This is a genomic window from Streptomyces agglomeratus (genome assembly GCF_001746415.1).
Taxonomy (GTDB): domain Bacteria; phylum Actinomycetota; class Actinomycetes; order Streptomycetales; family Streptomycetaceae; genus Streptomyces; species Streptomyces agglomeratus.
Genome location: NZ_MEHJ01000001.1, coordinates 964831 through 981902, shown reverse-complemented (window position 1 = coordinate 981902; position 17072 = coordinate 964831). Strand labels below are relative to the sequence as shown.

Below are 17072 nucleotides of genomic sequence, written 5' to 3'. Positions count from 1 at the left end.
CGCGAAGGAGGCGTCGAAGATGTCGAAGAGCGCGAAGGTGGCCGCCGGCGGGGTGGTCGTGGGGATCGCCCTGATGATCCTAGTCGGGTTCTGGCCCGGCTTGCTGATCATGATTGGTGTGCCGGTCGCGGCGTATCTGATGCTGGACAGCTCCCAGCGCCGCCGGCTGCGCGGGATCTCCCGCAAGCAGATCGGCCGCTGAGCCCGCTCGGCCGCTGAGCCCGCTCGGCGGTTGAGCCCGCTCGGCGGTTGAGCCCGCTCACAACCGTGCCGGGACAGGGTCTGGGACGGATCAAGTACCGGCACGGAAGAGGGGAGTTCCGCACGATGAGCGGCACAGTCACGGCGGTCAGCAGCAACGGCGAGTACTCGTTCACCAAGCCGAACAGGGACAGCATCACGCTGCTGGCCGGTCTCGGTGTGGAAGGCGACGTGCACGCGGGAATCACGGTCAAGCACCGTTCCCGGGTCGCGCAGGACCCCACTCGGCCGAACCTGCGCCAGGTGCACCTCATACATGCGGAACTGTTCGCCGAGCTGCTCCGGGAGGGCTTCACGGTCGAGCCGGGGCAGCTCGGCGAGAACATCACCACCAGTGGAATCGACCTGCTCGGGCTTCCGGAAGGCACCCTGCTGCACGTCGGTGAGCAAGCCGTCGTGGAGGTCACGGGCCTGCGCAACCCGTGCCTCCAGATCGACGCCTTCCAGGACGGCCTCCTGAAGCAGGTCGTCGGCCGGGACGAGGCGGGCAACATCGTGCGCAAGGCCGGGATCATGAGCATCGTCCGGACGGGCGGCGAGGTGCGGCCCGGCGACCAGGTCCGGGTGGTCCTGCCCGCGGAGCCGCACCGTCCCCTGGAGCAGGTCTGAGCTCAGGCTCGGCTCAGCTCAGCGCACAGGTGTTGACCACGTCGCCGCCCGCCGGCCTGGCGATCGTCCGGTCCGTGGGCGGAACGGACCCGTCCTCCACCCAGGCCACGAGCGCGGTGAACGCGGAGCGGTAACAGGGCAGGACCGGCCGCAGACGGTCGGGATACGTGTCGTGGAGCGAGTCGACATGGGTCCCGCCCTCGACGGTGTAGTAGCGGTGCAGCCGGGACCGGCCCCGCTGCGTCACCATCCGCTCGTAGACGTCGGAGTCGGTGGCGATCGGCAGGAGGGTGTCCAGGTCACCGTGCAGCGTGATCATCGGCCTGCCGATCCGCCCCGTCAGCGCGACCCGTCCCACCGCGCGGTGCACGGACTCCGGACGTGCCGCGTAGTCGTAGTCCGCGTCCGACGCACAGGGCGCGAGGATCTCGGGCAGCGTCGCACCGGCCGACGGCCCGGGGCAGGCCGGGTCGTACGACGGATCGAACTCCGCGCGGTAGATCTTCTGCGTCAGACCCCAGTACGCCTTCTCGTGGTACGGCCACAGGAACCGCGAGCCGGGAGCGAACCCGGCCTTCAGCAGATCCTCGTCCTGTGCGCGGCCCAGGCTCCGGGCCACGGTGACCGGCAGCGAACCGAGGAGACCACCGCCGTCGGCGGTCCACAGGGCACCCTCCCAGTCGACCCCGCCGTCGTAGAGCCCGGGGTGGTTCTCCAGCTGCCAGCGGGTCAGGTAGCCACCATTGGAGATGCCGGTCATGTACGTACGCCGGGGCGCGTGTCCGTACCACTGCGCGAGGGTCCTGCGGGCGGCGCGCGTCAGCTCCGTCGTACGCCGGTTCCACTCCGCCACCGCGTCGCCGGGCCTGCGGCCGTCCTTGTAGAAGTCCGGGCCGCTGTTCCCCTTGTCGGTCGCCGCGTACGCGTAACCCTGCGCCAGCACGTGGTCGGAGATGAGAGCGTCCGTCGCGTACTGCCTGCGCGTACCAGGTGCACCGGTGACCACGAGACCGCCGTTCCAGCGTTCCGGCATCCGGATGACGAACTGGGCGTCGTGCCGCCACCCGTGGGTGGCGTTGAAGCGCGAATCGTCGGGGAAGTAGCCGTCGATCTGCGTCCCCGGCACACCGGAGGGGTTCTTCGTGCCCTTCGCGGACAGCCCCGCCTGGTCGGCGATGTCGGTGTACGCCGTGCCGGCCAGCCCCGCGGTGGTCAGGTCGGGAAGGCATGCCACCCGTTGATGTTCTGCTCCCGGCACGCGGGGAAGGTCCGGCCGCGTACAAGAGCTGGTCTCGGTGACAAGGGCCTCCGCGTCGGTGGTGCCGACGGTGGTCAGCACCATGAGAAGTGCGGCGGCGAGCGGGACGCCTCTGGACAGGCGCATGGGAAGCCTCCGGGTTTGCTGCGGGAAGAGGGGCGCAGCGCCACATCGTGCTGCCGTATCGCCGGGTACGGCCATGGGCCCGGCCCACACGCCGCGAGGCACCGGCATGGGTGCCGTCCACCGAAGCGCCCCTGCCCGCAGGCCGGTACGCGCTGCGGGCGGACGCAAGGACGTGAGGCGGACGGGCACCGGCAGGGCGGTGCCCGTCAGGCGGGGCGTACGGCGATCTTGTCGAGCGCCGCCAGCAGACCGGGGAGCTCGGGCCCCCGGCCGACCGGCAGTACCTCACCGGGTTCGTCGTCCAGCAGAACGAACGCGATGTCGTCGGTCCTGGCGACCACGGACCAGCCGGGACCGTCGGCCCGAAGGGTGCGCGCCTGACCGGACGCGAAGGTCGAGCGCACCCGCCCCGGCGGAGGCGGGGCGTCCACGTAGCCGTGCAGATCCTCGATCACACGGCGCACCCCGGCGTGCGGGTTGTCGCCGGGGGCCACGAACGTCTCCGCGTCGTCGATCTGCTCGCGCCAGGCCGCCCACTGGAGCGCGATCTCGTCGGCACCGAGCCGCCGCTGGGCCGGGCCCCAGGTGTCGGTGTCGGGCGGCGTGAGAAGGGACGGCTCGTTCGCGCCGTCCGCTCCGTTCCCGGGAACGGGGTCGTGCGGGTCCGGTATGCCCGGAGCGGCCACCGCGAGCGGGAGCGGCCAGCCCGGCAGACCGGCCACTACGGTGCGCTCGTCGGGCGACAGGTCGTACTCCATGCCGCAGTCCCAGGACGCGATGGCGACCGCCACCAGCGACACGTCGTCGATCACCACCGTCCACCGCGCCCCGGTGCCGTCCTGGCCGAGCACCAGGCCGTACCCGTCGGCGTACGGCTCGAGACCGAGCGCCGCACATGCCTGCGGATAGTCGTCCCCGAGGACGCTCGGGAACTGCGCGGGCGTCAGCAGCACCGCGGTCAGCACGAACAGTGCGTCCTCGGCGTCCTCGGCACTCGCGGCGGTGTCGGTGTCGGTGTCCGGCCCGGTCACGGCGCCCTCCTTCGGATCGGTCGTCGGCGCACCCTAACCAGTGAGTAACCCCGTCGTCGAGGTCCCCGGCCGACCGGCGTCAGGCGGCCGGGAGGCCCAGGAGAGACCGGGCCACGTTCTGGGGTGTCTCGTCACGCTCCCGCGCGAGCGCGATGACCGCCCGGCACGCCAGTTCGTTGACACCGAACGAGAGCGCCTCCGGCGACACCCAGCCGGCCGCCTCCTCGATCCGCGGTTCGTCGTCCTCCGCACACGCGGACACGTACACCGCGGCCGCCTCGAAGATGTTGTGCTGACGCGTCGGAGGGGGCACCCGCTGCGCACCGCCCGGACGCGGTCCCAGATGCTTGCGAAGTCTGTTCCGTACGGTGTCGAACACGCGGACCACCTTCCACCTGCGTGGTTGGATCACGGATCCTTCATGTGTGCCCTCCCAACGTAGAGTTGGACACCCGGCGACAGAAGGGGGACGGTGCGTTGAAGCGATACGACCGGCTGAAAGAGATCCGGCGGCTCGACCCGGAAACGGACTTTCTGACGATCTACCGGCTCACAGCGACGTACGAGTTCCCCTGGGACTACACCCGCGCACTGGAGCTCGCCCTCTACCGCACGTACGCCGTCCCCAGCATCGGCCGTCTCCTGGCCGAGACGGCGGAGCTGACCGGCCGTTCCCAGAAGCGCTACGACGACACCGCGCTGCTCCTGGACACCGTTGTGGAGCACGGTTTCGACAGCGAGGACGGTCGCACCGCCATCCGCCGCATCAACCAGATGCACCGCAGCTACGACATCAGCAATGAAGACATGCGTTATGTGCTCTGCACGTTCGTCGTCATGCCGAAGCGCTGGATCGACTCCTACGGCTGGCGACGGCTGTCGGACCACGAGCTGCGGGCTTCCGCCACGTACTACCGCGTGCTCGGCAAGCACATGGGCATCACCGATCTCCCGCGGTCCTTCGAGGAGTTCGAGCGCTGCCTCGACACGTACGAGGCCGAGCACTTCGGCTGGGACGAAGGGGCGCGTACGGTCTCGGACGCGACCCTCGCGCTCATGGCGTCCTGGTATCCCCGCCCCCTCGCGCCCCTGGTACGCCGCGCAAGCATCGCTCTCCTCGACGACGCGCTCCTGCGAGCCTTCCGCTATGACGCACCGCCGCCGGCCGCCCGGGCGGTGGTCCGGGGCGCGCTGCGGCTGCGCGCCCGCGCCGTGCGCCTGCTGCCCCCGCGCGGCACGCCGCACTACGCCCGTCAGAACCCCGAGATCAGGAGCTACCCCGGCGGCTACACGGTCGCGAATCTGGGGACGTTCCCGACTCCCGGGACGGGCGGCTGCCCAGTCCCGCGCACCCGGCCGTCGGCTGCCGCCGCCGAGTGACGACGCGGCCGGGGCGCTGCGGTTCCTTGCTCACTCCTCGCGCAGGGCGAGTGCCAGGAACCGGTCGTCCTCGTCGGTGTACGACGTCATCCGCCACCCGGAACCCGCCAGCAGCGGGCGGAGCCTGGGCTCGGCGCGCAGGTCGTCCGCGGTGATCTGCCGCCCCTGGCGAGCCGCGAGGGCCGCCCGGCCGATGGGATGGAACAGCGCAAGCAGTCCGCCGGGCCGCACCACCCTGGCCAGCTCGCGCAGATCCTCGGCCGGCCGGGGGAGGTGGGAGATCAGCCCGGCACCGAAGACGGCGTCCAGGGCGCCCGTGCGCACAGGCAGCCGGGCCACATCGGCGACGAGCAGCCGCGCGGCGCTGTGGCGGCCCGCGTGCACGGCCGCCTCCAGCATCGCCGGGGTCAGATCGACGCCCAGCACCGAGCCCGCGGGGCCCACGGCTTCGCGCAGGAAGGGCAGCGCACGCCCCGTGCCGCAGCCGGCGTCGAGCACGGCGTCACCCGCCCGCAGCCCGAGGCCGGACACCGCGGCGGCGTAGGCCGGTCCGTCGTCCGGGAAACGGGTGTCCCAGTCCGCGGCGCGGGCCGTGAAGAATTCCTGAACGTGCGTGTGGTCGTCGGCCATGCGCACATCGTCCCCCAGATCCTTCGGTTCCTCTGAAAATCCGGCGACTTCAACGCAGGTGCGGTGCGCACGTTCGAGCGCGGTGCGGTCGTTCGGGAACGTATCTCTGTCATATTCGGGCAGCTTTCGAAATGCGCTCCCGGAACGCGCCCCCTTCAGGACTAGCGTCCCTGGGCCATGGGACACCTGGACCACGCCACCTTCGGCTGGCTGACACCCGTGCTGTCGTACGCGATGGCCGTCATCGGCGCCGCCCTCGCCCTGCGGTGCACCGTGCGAGCGCTCGATGCGAGCGGGCGCTCGCGTCGCAACTGGCTGATCACCGGGGCCTCCGCCATCGGGACCGGCATCTGGACCATGCACTTCGTAGCGATGCTCGGTTTCGGCGTCACCGGCACCGAAATCCACTACAACGTGCCCCTGACGGTCCTCAGTCTGCTCGTCGCGATGCTCGTCGTCGGCGCCGGAGTGTTCGCGGTCGGGTACGGCCGCGACCGCGGCAGGGCGCTGCTCCTCGGCGGCCTGACCACCGGGCTGGGCGTGGCGAGCATGCACTACCTCGGAATGGCCGCGCTGCGCCTCCACGGCTCGGTCTCGTACGACCCGGCGCTCGTCGCCCTGTCCGTTGTCATCGCGATCGTCGCCGCGACCGCCGCCCTGTGGGCGGCCCTGAACATCAAGTCGCCGGTCGCGGTCGCTGTCGCCTCCCTCGTCATGGGAGCGGCGGTCAGCAGCATGCACTACACGGGAATGGCCGCCGTCAGCGTCCGGGTCAGTCCCTCGGGCCAGGACCTGCCGGGGGCCACGGCCATGCAGTTCGTCTTCCCCCTCGCCGTGGGACTGGGGTCGTACCTCTTCCTCACCGCCGCCTTTGTCGCACTCTCGCCCACGGCGCGCGAGCGCGCCGCCTACGTCAACGCCTCCGCCGAACGGCCGGCAGAAACGGCCGTTCCCTAGAACACCGCCGGGCGCTCGCCGTACCGCGTCACCCAGCAGCACGACCCGTATCCGGAACGAGGAGGCCATGCGCAGACCCCGCAGGACCCCGGGCGCCGAAACACCCTCCCGGCCCGCGCCGCCGGCGCGTGGACGACGGGCGCACGCGGGTCCCCCCGCCGACGAGCACACCGACGCGTCCCTCGGCGCGCAACAACGCGCCGACACCCGGAAGCACACGGCAGCAGCCCCCCGGGAGCGGTGGCGACTGCGCCCGAGAACCGTGCGGGCGAAAATCGTCTCGCTCCTCATGGTGCCCGTAGTCTCCCTGCTCGCCCTCTGGGCCTTCGCCACCGTCACGACCGCGCAGGACGTGGCCGCACAGCAACAGCTGCGGCGCGTCGACGAAGACGTCCGCGTACCCGTCGCCACCACCGTCGCCGAACTCCAGGCGGAACGCCGCGCCGCCGTTCGCTTCCTGGCCGCCCCTGACGACGACCGCGCGGACACGCTGGAGCAACAGGCCGGACGCACCGACCGCGCGGCGGACAGACTCCGGCTCGGCGACGGACACACCGTCGCCGACGGCGCGGACCTTCCGGACACGGTGGCGACCAGACTCCGCACCTTCGTGTCCGGTACGGAACGTCTTAGCGCCCTGCGCACCCGTGTCCTCGACCGCACCGCCGACTGGGACACGGCGTACGCGCAGTACACGCGGACCATCCAGGACGCGTTCGGCGTCACAGGGGCGCTCACCGGCATCCAGGACGCCCGGCCGGGGACCGACGCACGTGTCCTCCTCGAGTTCGCACGGGCTGGTGAAATGCTGGCACGCGAGGACGCGCTGCTCTCCTCCGCCCAGCTCGGCCGCACCTTCGACGCGCAGCGGCAGAGCCAGTTCACCGGAGCGGCGGAGACGCGCAGGAACCTGACCGAATCCTCCGTCGCCGACCTGCCGGACACCGAGCGCGCGTCCTGGCGTTCACTCACCGGTGAGAGCGCCTACGGCGAGCTACTCGCCGCCGAGGACAAGGTGATCGCCGCGCCGCCCGGCCGAAAGGCCGCCCGGGCCGTCCCCGCCGCCACCTGGGAACGCGCGTACACGGCCGTCCAGCGCTCCATGCGCGAAATCGGGACGCAGGCCGACAGGAACGCTCCGGTGCGCGCCGATCCGCTCGCCCACGGTGTGCTCACACCCGCCGGAGCGGCCGTGCTCCTGGGACTCGGGGCCGTCGCCGCCTCCCTCGTCATCTCCGTACGCATCGGCCGGGGGCTCGTCGTCGAACTCGTCAGCCTGCGCAACAGCGCACTGGAGATCGCCCGGTGCAAGCTGCCCGACGCGATGGACAGGCTCCGTGCCGGTGAAGAGATCGACATCGGGACGGAAGCCCCCCGGCGGCCGCCCGCGGACGACGAGATCGGCCAGGTCGGCGAAGCCCTCGACACGGTGCACCGCGCGGCCGTCGGCGCCGCCGTGGAACGCGCCGAACTCGCCAGCGGTGTATCGGGAATCTTCGTCAACCTGGCAAGGCGCAGCCAGGTCCTCGTCCACCGCCAGCTCAACCTGCTCGACGCCATGGAACGCCGCGCCGACGATCCCGGCGAGCTCGGCGACCTCTTCCGCCTCGACCACCTCACCACCCGGATGCGCAGACACGCGGAGAGCCTGATCATCCTGTCCGGAGCCGCTCCGGGACGTGCCTGGCGCATGCCGGTACCGCTCACCAACGTCGTACGCGCCGCCGTCTCCGAGATCGAGGACTACGCGCGCGTGGAGGTGCGTCCGCTGCCGGAAGCGGCTGTCGCGGGCACCGCCGTCGCCGACCTCACCCACCTTCTCGCCGAACTCGTCGAGAACGCCGCCCAGTTCTCCCCGCCGCACACCAAGGTGCGCGTCACCGGCGAACCGGTGGGCAACGGGTACGCCCTGGAGATCGAGGACCGCGGTCTCGGCATGGGCAAGGAATCCCTGTCCGCGGCGAACCGGAGGATCGAACAGTCCGAAGCGCTCGACCTCTTCGACAGCGACAGGCTCGGCCTCTTCGTGGTCAGCCGGCTCGCCTCCCGGCACGGCATCAAAGTCCAGCTGCGCGACTCCCCGTACGGTGGTACGACGGCCGTCGTACTACTGCCCATCGCGCTGCTCCAGAGCCCCGCCACCAAGGGAGGGGCCGCGCAACGGACATCGGTTCGCACGGAACACGAGAACGGCCTTCCGCGCAAGGATGAGAGGGCGCCCCGGCCGGGACCGGTTCTCGTGCCCGGTCCGAGCCCTTCCCGTACGGACGCGTACGCCTCCACCGCACAGGCGCCGCGCCCCGCCCTCGCGGTCCAGCCGCCACCGGAGCCGCAACCACAGCAGCCGTCCGGAGCCAGGGCACTGCGCCTGCACAGCCGCATCGCGGAACCGGACGTTCCCGGGAACGACGAAAGCGGCCTCCCGAGAAGGGTCCGGCAGGCCAGCCTCGTCCCACAACTGCGGGAAGCACCGCCGCCGCCCGATCCGTGTCCGGCGGGCCCTGCCGACGGTGACGACGAACCGGGACGCACCCCGGAACAGGCAAGGGACCGAATGACGGCCTACCGCAGCGGGTGGACCCGCGGCAGCGAAGGAGACCACGAATGATCGAGCACGAGAGGACGACCGGCACCACCGATGGTTCCGGCGAACTCGACTGGCTGCTCGACGACCTGGCGGCCAGGGTCAGCGAAGTGCGGCACGCGGTCGTGCTGTCGAACGACGGCCTGGCCGTAGGCGCGTCGAGCGCGCTCAACCGGGAGGACGCCGAACATCTGGCAGCCGTGGCGTCGGGCTTCCACAGCCTCGCCAAGGGGGCGGGACGTCACTTCCGCGTGGGTGACGTACGCCAGACGCTGGTGGAGATGGACGACGGCCTGCTGTTCGTCGCCGCGGCCGGCGACGGGTCCTGCCTGGCCGTCCTGAGCTCCGCCACAGCCGACATCGGCCTCATCGCCTACGAAATGGCCCGGCTGGTCAAGCGGGTCGGCGAGCACCTGTACACGCCGCCGCGCATCACCGCGCAGCCACCGGCCGCGGGCTGACCGTACGACCGCACAGAAGGCGGGCACCGCACATGACCGAGGACAGAGCCACCGACCCCACCCATCAGGGAAGCCACTGGTACGACGCCGAAGCGGGCCCCCTGGTGCGCCCGTACGCGATGACCGGCGGCCGGACCGAGCCCGGCCCCGGTGGGGCGCGGTTCGACTTCATCGCGCTGGTCGACCTTGCCGGGAACGCGCCGGGCAGCGCCGAGGAGTCGCTGCTCGGCCCCGAACACCGCGCCCTGGTGGAGCTTTGCCGCCTGGAGACCCAGTCCGTCGCGGAACTCTCGGCCGGCGCTGACCTGCCGGTCGGCGTGGTCCGCGTGCTCCTCGGAGACCTCCTGGAAGCCGGTTACATCGAGGTCAGCAGGCCGGTGCCGCCCGCGCAGCTGCCGGACGAGCGGATCCTGAAAGAGGTGATCGAGGGCCTGCGAGCGCTCTGACCCCGACCGTGCCCACCCGTACCGATCCCGTCTACCGCCTGACCGCCTTGACTGCCCCGACTCGTGCGGACCGCACGTAATCCCCTTCACACAGACTTTGTTGACGTGCCGGGGACGTACCGATGCCGACTGTTCTCCTGAGAGAAGTGATCGATGGGTTCCGAGCACTCTGACGACAAGGCCGACTCGTCGGCCGCCCTCGCGTTGAAGATCCTGGTCGCCGGCGGCTTCGGGGTCGGCAAGACCACCCTTGTCGGCGCCGTCAGCGAGATCCGCCCACTGCGTACCGAAGAACGGCTCAGCGAGGCCGGCCAGACAGTGGACGACACGGGAGGCGTCGACCACAAGACAACCACGACCGTCGCCATGGACTTCGGGCGCATCACCATCAGGTCCGGGCTCTCGCTCTATCTCTTCGGCACGCCGGGGCAGGACCGGTTCTGGTTCCTCTGGGACGAACTGTCCCAGGGCGCTCTGGGGGCCGTCGTCCTGGCGGACACGCGCAGGCTGGAGGGCTGCTTCCCGGCCGTGGACTACTTCGAGCACCGCCGTATCCCCTTCGTCGTAGCGGTCAACTGCTTCGCCGGATCACGGACGTACGGCGCGCACGACGTGTCGCGCGCCCTCGACCTCGACCGGGGGACACCGGTCGTGCTGTGCGACGCGAGGGACCGCGATTCGGGAAAGGAGGTACTGGTGCGTCTTGTTGAGTACGCGGGAAGGATGCACACCGCCCGGCTCCTCGACACCGTCGGCTGAACCGTCCCCAGTACGCCCAATTCCCCACCACTCCCTCCAGCTCAGGTGAAACACGTGCTTGCCGCGACGACCTCCGTGGGGAAGTCTGGTCAGCGACCAGGACAACGGGGAACAAATGAACGGGGAGGCCGCGACATGGCGTTGGACAAGGGACTCGACTGGCTTCTGGACGACCTGACCAGCCGGGTCGAGCACGTACGACACGCACTGGTGCTGTCCAATGACGGCCTGGTGACCGGGGCGAGCACAGGGCTGGCACGGGAGGACGCCGAGCACCTGGCCGCCGTGTCGTCCGGACTGCACAGCCTCGCCAAGGGGTCGGGCCGGCACTTCCACGCCGGAAAGGTCCGCCAGACGATGGTCGAGTTCGACGAAGGAGTTCTCTTTGTCACCGCGGCGGGCGACGGCAGCTGTCTGTGCGTGCTGAGCGCCGCCGAAGCCGACATCGGTCAGGTCGCGTACGAGATGACGCTCCTCGTCAACCGCGTCGGCGAGCACCTGGGCGTTGCCGCGAGGCAGCCGGGACTCGCTGCCGGAAGCGAGCTCTGACCTGCGCGTACTCGCCCGGCCCGGAAGTTGTCCACAGGCCGGGCGGGCAACGCGCCGATCAGGTTACGGTCGTCACCGAGAGTATTCGCATCTCACGGGGAGACGATCATGTCCGTACAGGAAGCACACCGCACCGCTGTCGCGGCACAGGCGGGCAAGCCGCTGTCCGTGGTCCGCGCCCTCCATGAACTCGGTTTGAGGCGGAGTGAGTTCGACCTCGCCGTCCTGCTGGGTCACGTCCGCACCACGGTCGACGCCGACGGCAGCCACCGTCGGATCGCCCGCGAGGAGGTGGACCGGCTTCAGGCGGCGGACCGGAATCAGGAAACGCTGCGTGAGCGCGTGCGGACCGTGGGCACCACTGACGCACAGCTGATGGACATCAGCCCCGTCCGCTTCGGCAAGCCGGCACGCGCCGGATACATCACGCCCGTGCAGTTCTACCTCAATCGCTACCGGGCGGTCGTGTGGCTGTATCTCGCCGAAGAATTGCAGGAGTTCGCCACCCGGCAGCCCGGGCTGCTCACCGGCCGGACGCCGCCGAAGATGCGCGCTGTGCTCGACGCGGGGGAGGACCGCCGGGCCCGCAACTGGCGGAGCCGGCGTCTGAGCCTGCTGACGCGACAGACGCAAGACCCCTGGGAGCAGGCGGCGATCACCAGTTCCGTCCTCGACCCCTTCCAGCTCGCGGAGGTCGTCGACGACCCCTACGAGCGCGCCTACCTCAACAAGCTCCGGCCGGGACTCGTGGAGCGCCACGGAGAATCACCGGCCGCCCGCGAGGCCATGGACCGGCTGCTGCCGGCTGACGACCCGGACGAGATCCTCTGGCAGCGGGTGAGTCTCGCGCTGCTCCTGGACGAGGCGCGCGAGGACCGCGCCGCGCCCGGAGACCGGCCGGCCGCTTCCTCCGCCCCACTCCGAAACGTCCCAGGGGCTGCGCGCTTGGCTGCGCCGCAAGAAGGCGTCCCGTGATCCGGCAGCGTCATGACGATGCCTGATCACGGGAGCGGAAGGGGCTCTGACCACGGCTCAAGCTCGCCCGAACGCTGAGAGGCGGTGGCGGGGCGGTGGGACGCGGCCGGGCCCGGACGCGTTCTGCCTGAGCAGTGAGACGACGACTGGTTTCTCGCCCCCTCCCTAAAGCCAACGCCACATCGGCGACCCATTTATCGGCCGATAAAACGTGTTGGTCTGAGCTACGATCGGATCGGATCGGATCGGATCGGTGCGGAAGGAACAAGAGCAAGGCACGGGACGGGGGAGTGGACGGATGCTCGCGGTGGACGTGAGGCAGTCGCTTCGTCGGGGCCAGACCGTGGCGGAAGGAGCGGCCCGCTGGTGGCGCTTCTCCACGCAGACCATCGGGAAGCACGGTGACTTCCTGCTGGCCTTCGTCGACGGCGGCGTCTGCGTCGGCGCTTTCCGGATCGTCGGGTCCGAGCCGGACGCCACCGCGGGCGGCAAGTACGCCTTCGACCTCGCCCCCGCCGCCCGGTTCCAGTGGGCTCTGGGGCGCCGGCTTCCGCTGCCCCCGGGCCGCAATCCCGCCCGTATCCTCACAGGCCGGCACTTGCGGGAGTTCCTCGACGCCGCCCCGCAGCGCACATCCGCGACCGACAACGACTGAGACCGAAGGAGCGAGCACCGTATGGCGAGCAAGCCCGACCCCGTCGACGCCCTCCTGAAGGCCGGGCCGCGCCGCACTCACCTGCCCGAACCCGCCGAGCGCGCCCGGCTGCGCACCGCGTACGGCCTCACGCAGACCGAGATCGCCGGCGCGCTCGACGTGACCCGGACGACCGTGGCCGGGTGGGAAGCCGGCCGCAGCGAACCGCAGGGCACCACTCGGGCCGCCTACGCCAAGCTCCTGGAAGGCATCGCCACCCAACTGGCAGCCGCCCCCGCACCGCGAACCGAGGCCGTGGAGGCCGAGCCGCAGACCACGGCCGCTCCCGCCCCCGGACCCGCCGCTCCCGCACCGGCCGCTCCCGTCCCCGCACCGGTCGCTCCTTCCGCGCCGGAACCGCCGGTCGCCTCCGAGCCGTCGGTGGAAGCGTCCGTCGCGACGCCCGCTGCGCCGCCCCCGCTCCGCAAGACGCCGGCGGCGACGCGACGCCCGCCCGTCCGGAACTCGGCGGCAAGGGAACCAGCCCCCACCGCCGCAGCGGTCGATCCGCGTTTCGCCAATGGTCCGCTCGCGGTGCTGGACGGCGACGGATCGGCGTACTGCGTCGGCGGTCTTGTGCTCGACTGCCCGGCCACCACCGTCCCCGCCTTGGTCGAATGGACCCTCACCGAGGCGCGCCTGGGAGCGCCCCGGCTGAATCGCAACGGCAGGGACGCCGACCCCCTGGTCGTCATCACCGCCGCGGCAGCCGAGCGCCTCGGCCTCCCGGAGGGCCTGGAGGACCGGCGGGGTCTGCGCCTTCCCGAGGACCACAAGGTGAACAAGCAGATCGCCAGGGCGAAGTGGAAGACGACCAGGCGCGGTTTCGGCCCGTGGGCCAGGGTCTACCGCCCGGCGCAGGGCGGCTCGCGCCAGTGCGTACAGTTCGCGATCGTGCCCTGGGGTGCTCTCGACGCCCGCGCCTGGGGCGACGCCGCCCACCTCCCGGCGGCGGAACTCGCCCAGGTTCTGGGCACGTACGCCACGAGGGTCATCACCCCGCGCGGCTCCTGCGCGGTGTCCGGCCTGGAGCTGATGACCGCCCTGCGTCCGCCCACCCGCGCGGTCAAGGACGCCACGACCGGCGCGTGGTCGTCCGGTCCGAACCCCGGTTCACTCACCGCCCCGGTGGACCCCGCGCCGCCGGAAGCCCCGGACGAACACCCCGTCGTCGCCGCGCTGTACCCGCGCGGGCACCGGCGCACCCCGGCAGAGGTCCTCGACGAGGAGGCCTACGAGTGGATCCGTGATCCCGAGCTGCTCACCGACGAGGAGTGCACGAAGCCCTACGCGGTGGGAATCGACGTCAACATGGCGTTCGCGGCCGCCGCGAACCGGCTGAACGTCGGCCTCGGCCCCGCTGTGCACATCAACAACCCGGAGTTCGATCCCAAGCTGCCCGGCAGCTGGCTCGTCGACCTGTCGCACATCGAGATCGACCCCCGCCTCCCGAACCCGTTCACCCCGCACGGGGTACGGCCTTCAGGCCCCGCCTGGTACGCGACGCCGACCGTTGCCTACGCCGTTGAACTCGGGCACCAGGTGCGGCCCGCCGAGGCGTACGTCCGGCGCGAGCACGCCGCGTATCTGGACGCCTGGTACACCCGGCTGCGCGACGCTTACATGATCACCATGGCGGAGCTGGGTGTCGTATCCTCGATGGACGAGGCCGACTTCCTCAAGGCGATGGACCAGCACAAGCAGGTCGACGCCGGACAGGCCGCGGTCCTGTCGGCCATCAAGTCAACGGTAAAGGGCGGCATCGGCAAGCTCCGCGAGCGGCCGCAGGGGCTCGGCTACCGGCCCGGAGAACGCTGGCCGGCGCTGGAACGCCCCACCTGGCGGCCCGACATCCGCGCCGCCGTGATCTCTGCCGCCCGGATCAACATGCACCGCAAGATGCTCAAGATCGCAACAGTCGGCCTCTTTCCGATCGCGGTTCTCTCGGACTGCGCGGTGTACCTGTCCGACGGCCCTTCGCCGCTGGATTTCCTGCCCCGCACACCCGACGACAAGCCGCTCCCCGGAGGGTTCCGGCTCGGCGTCTCGCCGGGGATGGTCAAGTGCGAGGGAAGCCAGCCGATGATGTGGGCCGTTCACATGCTCGACCAGGGCCACAACCCTGCGCGGCACATCAAGGGCAGCGACGCGTCGGCCGACGGCGAATAGGGGAGTAGGGGTCAACGATGGGCATCCTGGGCGACAGCCTCGACAAGGCCGAAGCGAATACGTTCACCCGGCCCCTGCCCAAGTCGGCGCAGGCGCAGATGCGGTTCCTGGTGAAGCACGAGAAAGGCTCCACCAAGGCGGTGGCCGAGCGGCTCGGGATCTCGCAGCGGACAGTGGAGCGTTACCTCAAAGGCCAATTCAAGCGGCCGCGCAGGGACCTCGCCACCCGTCTGGTCGCGGAAGTGGCCAAGGACTGGCAGCCCAGGGTCCGTGAGCGCGCCAAGAAGCAGGCTGCCAGTACCACAGGCATCGTGATCGAGACCCGCGCGCGGTTCGGTTTCACAGCGGCGCCGGGCACTACGGACGACAGCAGGCTGAGGCTGATCACCCAGCACCTGCCGCCCGCGTACGCGAGCCGTCTCTTCGACGCGCAGGCAGCGGGCGCGACCGAGCAGCAATTGCAGCGCATCGCCGCCGAAGGGCTTCAAGAGGAGTACTTCAAGGACCGGGGGCGCCGGGCACCCGGCCTGCAAGTCGAGCTGAACGACATCGACTACGTCGAAGTCGACTACCGCTAGTTCTCCCCCGTTCGCCTCGGCTGCTCAGCAGGACCCGAGCCCCGGGGCAGAGTTGGTGTGTACCTGCCGCTAGAGTGCTTTGCTCGATCAAGGTGCCGTAGGGCGAGGGGGACGCGTGAGTGGGCAACTGAGGGACACCGCAAGCGAGTTGGCGGAAGTGCTGTGGCGGGAGCACACCGTCTACCGGGACCGGGCTGGCGGCGTGGTCATCCGCGGGGAGCACGTGCAGCGCTGGATCAGTCTCGCTCCCGCCGGTGGCCGCGGCGAGATCCTCGTCCGCGCCGGCCGCATTCTCGACGGCGGCACAACGGCCCCGGCGCGTTCGGAGGCGATAGTGCCGCTCGTCGCCGGAACGGCAGAGCTCGCCGCGACCTGCCGCCGCCTGCTCGCAGAGGCCGCGGTCGATGCGGCGCCGCGCGTGCCCGGCCCGGCGCGCGCCGGCCGCTCCAAGGCGTCCCGCCGGTCCGCCAAGCTGCGGCGCCGGCGGAGACACACGAGCTTCAGCTCCTGGGTCGTCCTGTTCTGCGTCGCGGGCGTTGTCGCGCTCTATCTCCACAGCGCCGGATTCTTCGGGTAGCAGGCAGCAAGCAGCGGGCAGCAGGACGAGGGGCGCGAGAACGCGGCTCAGACGGGCTTACGGGCCTCAATGAGGAAGCGGGTCGAATGAGCCACGAAGGGCCCCTCGCTCTCGATCATGTCGTGCAGCTCCCGCAGCCGGTCGCGGTACTGGTCGACGGTGAAACCGGGGACCATCCAGATCACTTTCCTGAGAAAGTAGATCACCGCGCCGATGTCGAAGAACTCGATCCGCAGCCGCTCGAAGCGCAAATCGACCACTTCCAGGCCCGCGGCCTCGGCGTCCCGGCGTTCGTCGTCGGGGTGACGCGCGCGGCGGACTTCCTCCGGCTGCGGACCGAGGAAGTACTCGACGAGTTCGAAGACGCTGGAATGACCGACGTGCTGGGAGAGGTACGTGCCGCCGCCCTGGAGGACGCGGGCGATCTCCTCCCACCACACCGTCGCCGGGTGCCGACTGGTCACCAGGTCGAAAGCCCCGTCTGCGAACGGCAGCGGCGGTTCGTCCGAATCCGCGACCACAGCGGCGCCGAGCGGGTGCAGCAGCCTGGTCGCCTTGGCGACATTCGGCGGCCACGACTCCGTAGCCACCATCGTGGGCGGCAGCTTCGGCGCTCCGGCCAGGACTTCCCCACCGCCGGTCTGGATGTCGAGCGCGGCGGACGCGCGGGCCAAGTACACGCTCATCGTGCGCTGGTAGCCCCACGAGGGGCGCTGTTCGGTGGCCCGCCCTTCGAGCCAGGAGAAGTCCCAGCCGTCCACGGAGACGGCCTCGGCCTCGGATACGAGTGCGTCAAAGGTGCGTGACATACCCGGATGATTGCTTCAGAAAGTGAATGCAGTCAAAGGAGAATTCCATGCGTTCCCGAGGCGCTCCGCCGTGATTCCCCCGCCCGGCCGGACCGTCGGTGTCGGGCGGGCGGGCCGGCCAGGAATGCCGGACGACGAACTGGGCACCCACCCAGAGCGTGCGACGGCGGGTGCGACGCGGGTGCAGCAGCCTGCCGCTGAGGCAGCCGGGTGACGCCT

The 17072-nt window shown here is 70.7% G+C and carries 19 protein-coding genes; 14 read left to right on the top strand and 5 right to left on the bottom strand.

The annotated features are described in order from the left end of the window. Nucleotides 1–19 precede the first annotated feature (19 nt). Both AS594_RS04105 and AS594_RS04100 read left to right on the top strand, forming a co-directional pair. Nucleotides 20–202 (top strand): hypothetical protein, encoded by a 183-nt coding sequence (locus tag AS594_RS04105; RefSeq protein ID WP_069925703.1) that lies wholly within the window; start codon nucleotides 20–22, stop codon nucleotides 200–202. A 125-nt stretch (nucleotides 203–327) separates the two neighbouring features. Beyond that, the gene (locus tag AS594_RS04100; RefSeq protein ID WP_069930264.1) at nucleotides 328–870 is read left to right on the top strand and encodes an MOSC domain-containing protein; all 543 of its coding nucleotides are present in this window, start codon (nucleotides 328–330) and stop codon (nucleotides 868–870) included. Nucleotides 871–883: 13 nt separating this feature from the next. Here the strand turns inward: AS594_RS04100 and AS594_RS04095 are convergent, their stop codons facing one another. The 3 genes from AS594_RS04095 to AS594_RS04085 form a co-directional block, all read right to left on the bottom strand. After that, the gene (locus AS594_RS04095; RefSeq protein ID WP_069933481.1) at nucleotides 884–2254 is read right to left on the bottom strand and encodes a tannase/feruloyl esterase family alpha/beta hydrolase; all 1371 of its coding nucleotides are present in this window, start codon (nucleotides 2252–2254) and stop codon (nucleotides 884–886) included. Between the two features lie 206 nt (nucleotides 2255–2460). Then, entirely contained in the window at nucleotides 2461–3285 is an 825-nt protein-coding gene (locus AS594_RS04090; RefSeq protein WP_069925701.1) for a hypothetical protein, read from the bottom strand. Nucleotides 3286–3364: 79 nt separating this feature from the next. Beyond that, complete coding sequence (locus AS594_RS04085) at nucleotides 3365–3628, bottom strand: hypothetical protein (RefSeq protein ID WP_069930263.1); 264 nt, start codon at nucleotides 3626–3628, stop codon at nucleotides 3365–3367. A gap of 134 nt (nucleotides 3629–3762) precedes the next feature. Here AS594_RS04085 and AS594_RS04080 point away from each other — a divergent pair, with 134 nt between their 5' ends. Continuing rightward, on the top strand, nucleotides 3763–4665 hold the full coding sequence (locus tag AS594_RS04080; protein WP_069925700.1) for an oxygenase MpaB family protein: 903 nt from the start codon (nucleotides 3763–3765) through the stop codon (nucleotides 4663–4665). Between the two features lie 30 nt (nucleotides 4666–4695). Here AS594_RS04080 and AS594_RS04075 read toward each other — a convergent pair whose 3' ends face one another. Next, entirely contained in the window at nucleotides 4696–5295 is a 600-nt protein-coding gene (locus AS594_RS04075) for a class I SAM-dependent methyltransferase (protein ID WP_069925699.1), read from the bottom strand. 177 nt (nucleotides 5296–5472) lie between these two features. Between AS594_RS04075 and AS594_RS04070 the strand changes: the two genes are divergently transcribed. From AS594_RS04070 to AS594_RS04020, 11 genes are all read left to right on the top strand, one after another. Continuing rightward, nucleotides 5473–6252 carry an MHYT domain-containing protein gene (locus AS594_RS04070; RefSeq protein ID WP_069925698.1) on the top strand — a complete coding sequence of 260 codons (780 nt, stop codon included), beginning with the start codon at nucleotides 5473–5475 and terminating at the stop codon, nucleotides 6250–6252. 67 nt (nucleotides 6253–6319) lie between these two features. After that, nucleotides 6320–8860 carry a sensor histidine kinase gene (locus AS594_RS04065; RefSeq protein ID WP_079148295.1) on the top strand — a complete coding sequence of 847 codons (2541 nt, stop codon included), beginning with the start codon at nucleotides 6320–6322 and terminating at the stop codon, nucleotides 8858–8860. Then, nucleotides 8857–9297: a roadblock/LC7 domain-containing protein gene (locus tag AS594_RS04060; protein WP_069925696.1), complete on the top strand. Its 441-nt coding sequence runs from the start codon at nucleotides 8857–8859 to the stop codon at nucleotides 9295–9297. Before AS594_RS04065 ends, AS594_RS04060 begins: the two co-directional genes overlap by 4 nt. Nucleotides 9298–9329: 32 nt before the next feature. Beyond that, complete coding sequence (locus AS594_RS04055) at nucleotides 9330–9743, top strand: DUF742 domain-containing protein (protein ID WP_069925695.1); 414 nt, start codon at nucleotides 9330–9332, stop codon at nucleotides 9741–9743. 153 nt (nucleotides 9744–9896) lie between these two features. Beyond that, nucleotides 9897–10502 (top strand): GTP-binding protein, encoded by a 606-nt coding sequence (locus tag AS594_RS04050; protein ID WP_069925694.1) that lies wholly within the window; start codon nucleotides 9897–9899, stop codon nucleotides 10500–10502. A gap of 135 nt (nucleotides 10503–10637) precedes the next feature. Further along, the gene (locus AS594_RS04045) at nucleotides 10638–11051 is read left to right on the top strand and encodes a roadblock/LC7 domain-containing protein (RefSeq protein ID WP_069925693.1); all 414 of its coding nucleotides are present in this window, start codon (nucleotides 10638–10640) and stop codon (nucleotides 11049–11051) included. A gap of 108 nt (nucleotides 11052–11159) precedes the next feature. Next, nucleotides 11160–12026, top strand: a complete 867-nt coding sequence (locus AS594_RS04040) for a DUF6397 family protein (protein WP_069925692.1) — start codon at nucleotides 11160–11162, stop codon at nucleotides 12024–12026. A 298-nt stretch (nucleotides 12027–12324) separates the two neighbouring features. Continuing rightward, on the top strand, nucleotides 12325–12681 hold the full coding sequence (locus AS594_RS04035) for a hypothetical protein (protein WP_069925691.1): 357 nt from the start codon (nucleotides 12325–12327) through the stop codon (nucleotides 12679–12681). A gap of 21 nt (nucleotides 12682–12702) precedes the next feature. After that, entirely contained in the window at nucleotides 12703–14889 is a 2187-nt protein-coding gene (tap, locus tag AS594_RS04030; RefSeq protein ID WP_069925690.1) for a telomere-associated protein Tap, read from the top strand. Nucleotides 14890–14906: 17 nt separating this feature from the next. Beyond that, nucleotides 14907–15467 (top strand): telomere-protecting terminal protein Tpg, encoded by a 561-nt coding sequence (gene tpg, locus AS594_RS04025; RefSeq protein WP_069925689.1) that lies wholly within the window; start codon nucleotides 14907–14909, stop codon nucleotides 15465–15467. Between the two features lie 115 nt (nucleotides 15468–15582). Beyond that, nucleotides 15583–16044 carry a hypothetical protein gene (locus tag AS594_RS04020; protein WP_107357987.1) on the top strand — a complete coding sequence of 154 codons (462 nt, stop codon included), beginning with the start codon at nucleotides 15583–15585 and terminating at the stop codon, nucleotides 16042–16044. 47 nt (nucleotides 16045–16091) lie between these two features. Here the strand turns inward: AS594_RS04020 and AS594_RS04015 are convergent, their stop codons facing one another. Beyond that, nucleotides 16092–16853, bottom strand: coding sequence for a class I SAM-dependent methyltransferase (locus AS594_RS04015; protein ID WP_069925688.1), 762 nt, complete (start codon nucleotides 16851–16853; stop codon nucleotides 16092–16094). Nucleotides 16854–17072: the final 219 nt, after the last annotated feature.

Bases quoted from the DNA above. Each gene is read 5' to 3' on its own strand.
- AS594_RS04095 (WP_069933481.1), bottom strand. From the start codon at position 2,254: ATGCGCCTGTCCAGAGGCGTCCCGCTCGCCGCCGCACTTCTCATGGTG.
- AS594_RS04105 (WP_069925703.1), top strand. From the start codon at position 20: ATGTCGAAGAGCGCGAAGGTGGCCGCCGGCGGGGTGGTCGTGGGGATC.
- AS594_RS04100 (WP_069930264.1), top strand. From the start codon at position 328: ATGAGCGGCACAGTCACGGCGGTCAGCAGCAACGGCGAGTACTCGTTC.
- AS594_RS04045 (WP_069925693.1), top strand. From the start codon at position 10,638: ATGGCGTTGGACAAGGGACTCGACTGGCTTCTGGACGACCTGACCAGC.
- AS594_RS04060 (WP_069925696.1), top strand. From the start codon at position 8,857: ATGATCGAGCACGAGAGGACGACCGGCACCACCGATGGTTCCGGCGAA.
- tpg (WP_069925689.1), top strand. From the start codon at position 14,907: ATGGGCATCCTGGGCGACAGCCTCGACAAGGCCGAAGCGAATACGTTC.
- tap (WP_069925690.1), top strand. From the start codon at position 12,703: ATGGCGAGCAAGCCCGACCCCGTCGACGCCCTCCTGAAGGCCGGGCCG.
- AS594_RS04050 (WP_069925694.1), top strand. From the start codon at position 9,897: ATGGGTTCCGAGCACTCTGACGACAAGGCCGACTCGTCGGCCGCCCTC.
- AS594_RS04070 (WP_069925698.1), top strand. From the start codon at position 5,473: ATGGGACACCTGGACCACGCCACCTTCGGCTGGCTGACACCCGTGCTG.
- AS594_RS04055 (WP_069925695.1), top strand. From the start codon at position 9,330: ATGACCGAGGACAGAGCCACCGACCCCACCCATCAGGGAAGCCACTGG.
- AS594_RS04040 (WP_069925692.1), top strand. From the start codon at position 11,160: ATGTCCGTACAGGAAGCACACCGCACCGCTGTCGCGGCACAGGCGGGC.
- AS594_RS04035 (WP_069925691.1), top strand. From the start codon at position 12,325: ATGCTCGCGGTGGACGTGAGGCAGTCGCTTCGTCGGGGCCAGACCGTG.
- AS594_RS04075 (WP_069925699.1), bottom strand. From the start codon at position 5,295: ATGGCCGACGACCACACGCACGTTCAGGAATTCTTCACGGCCCGCGCC.
- AS594_RS04065 (WP_079148295.1), top strand. From the start codon at position 6,320: ATGCGCAGACCCCGCAGGACCCCGGGCGCCGAAACACCCTCCCGGCCC.
- AS594_RS04015 (WP_069925688.1), bottom strand. From the start codon at position 16,853: ATGTCACGCACCTTTGACGCACTCGTATCCGAGGCCGAGGCCGTCTCC.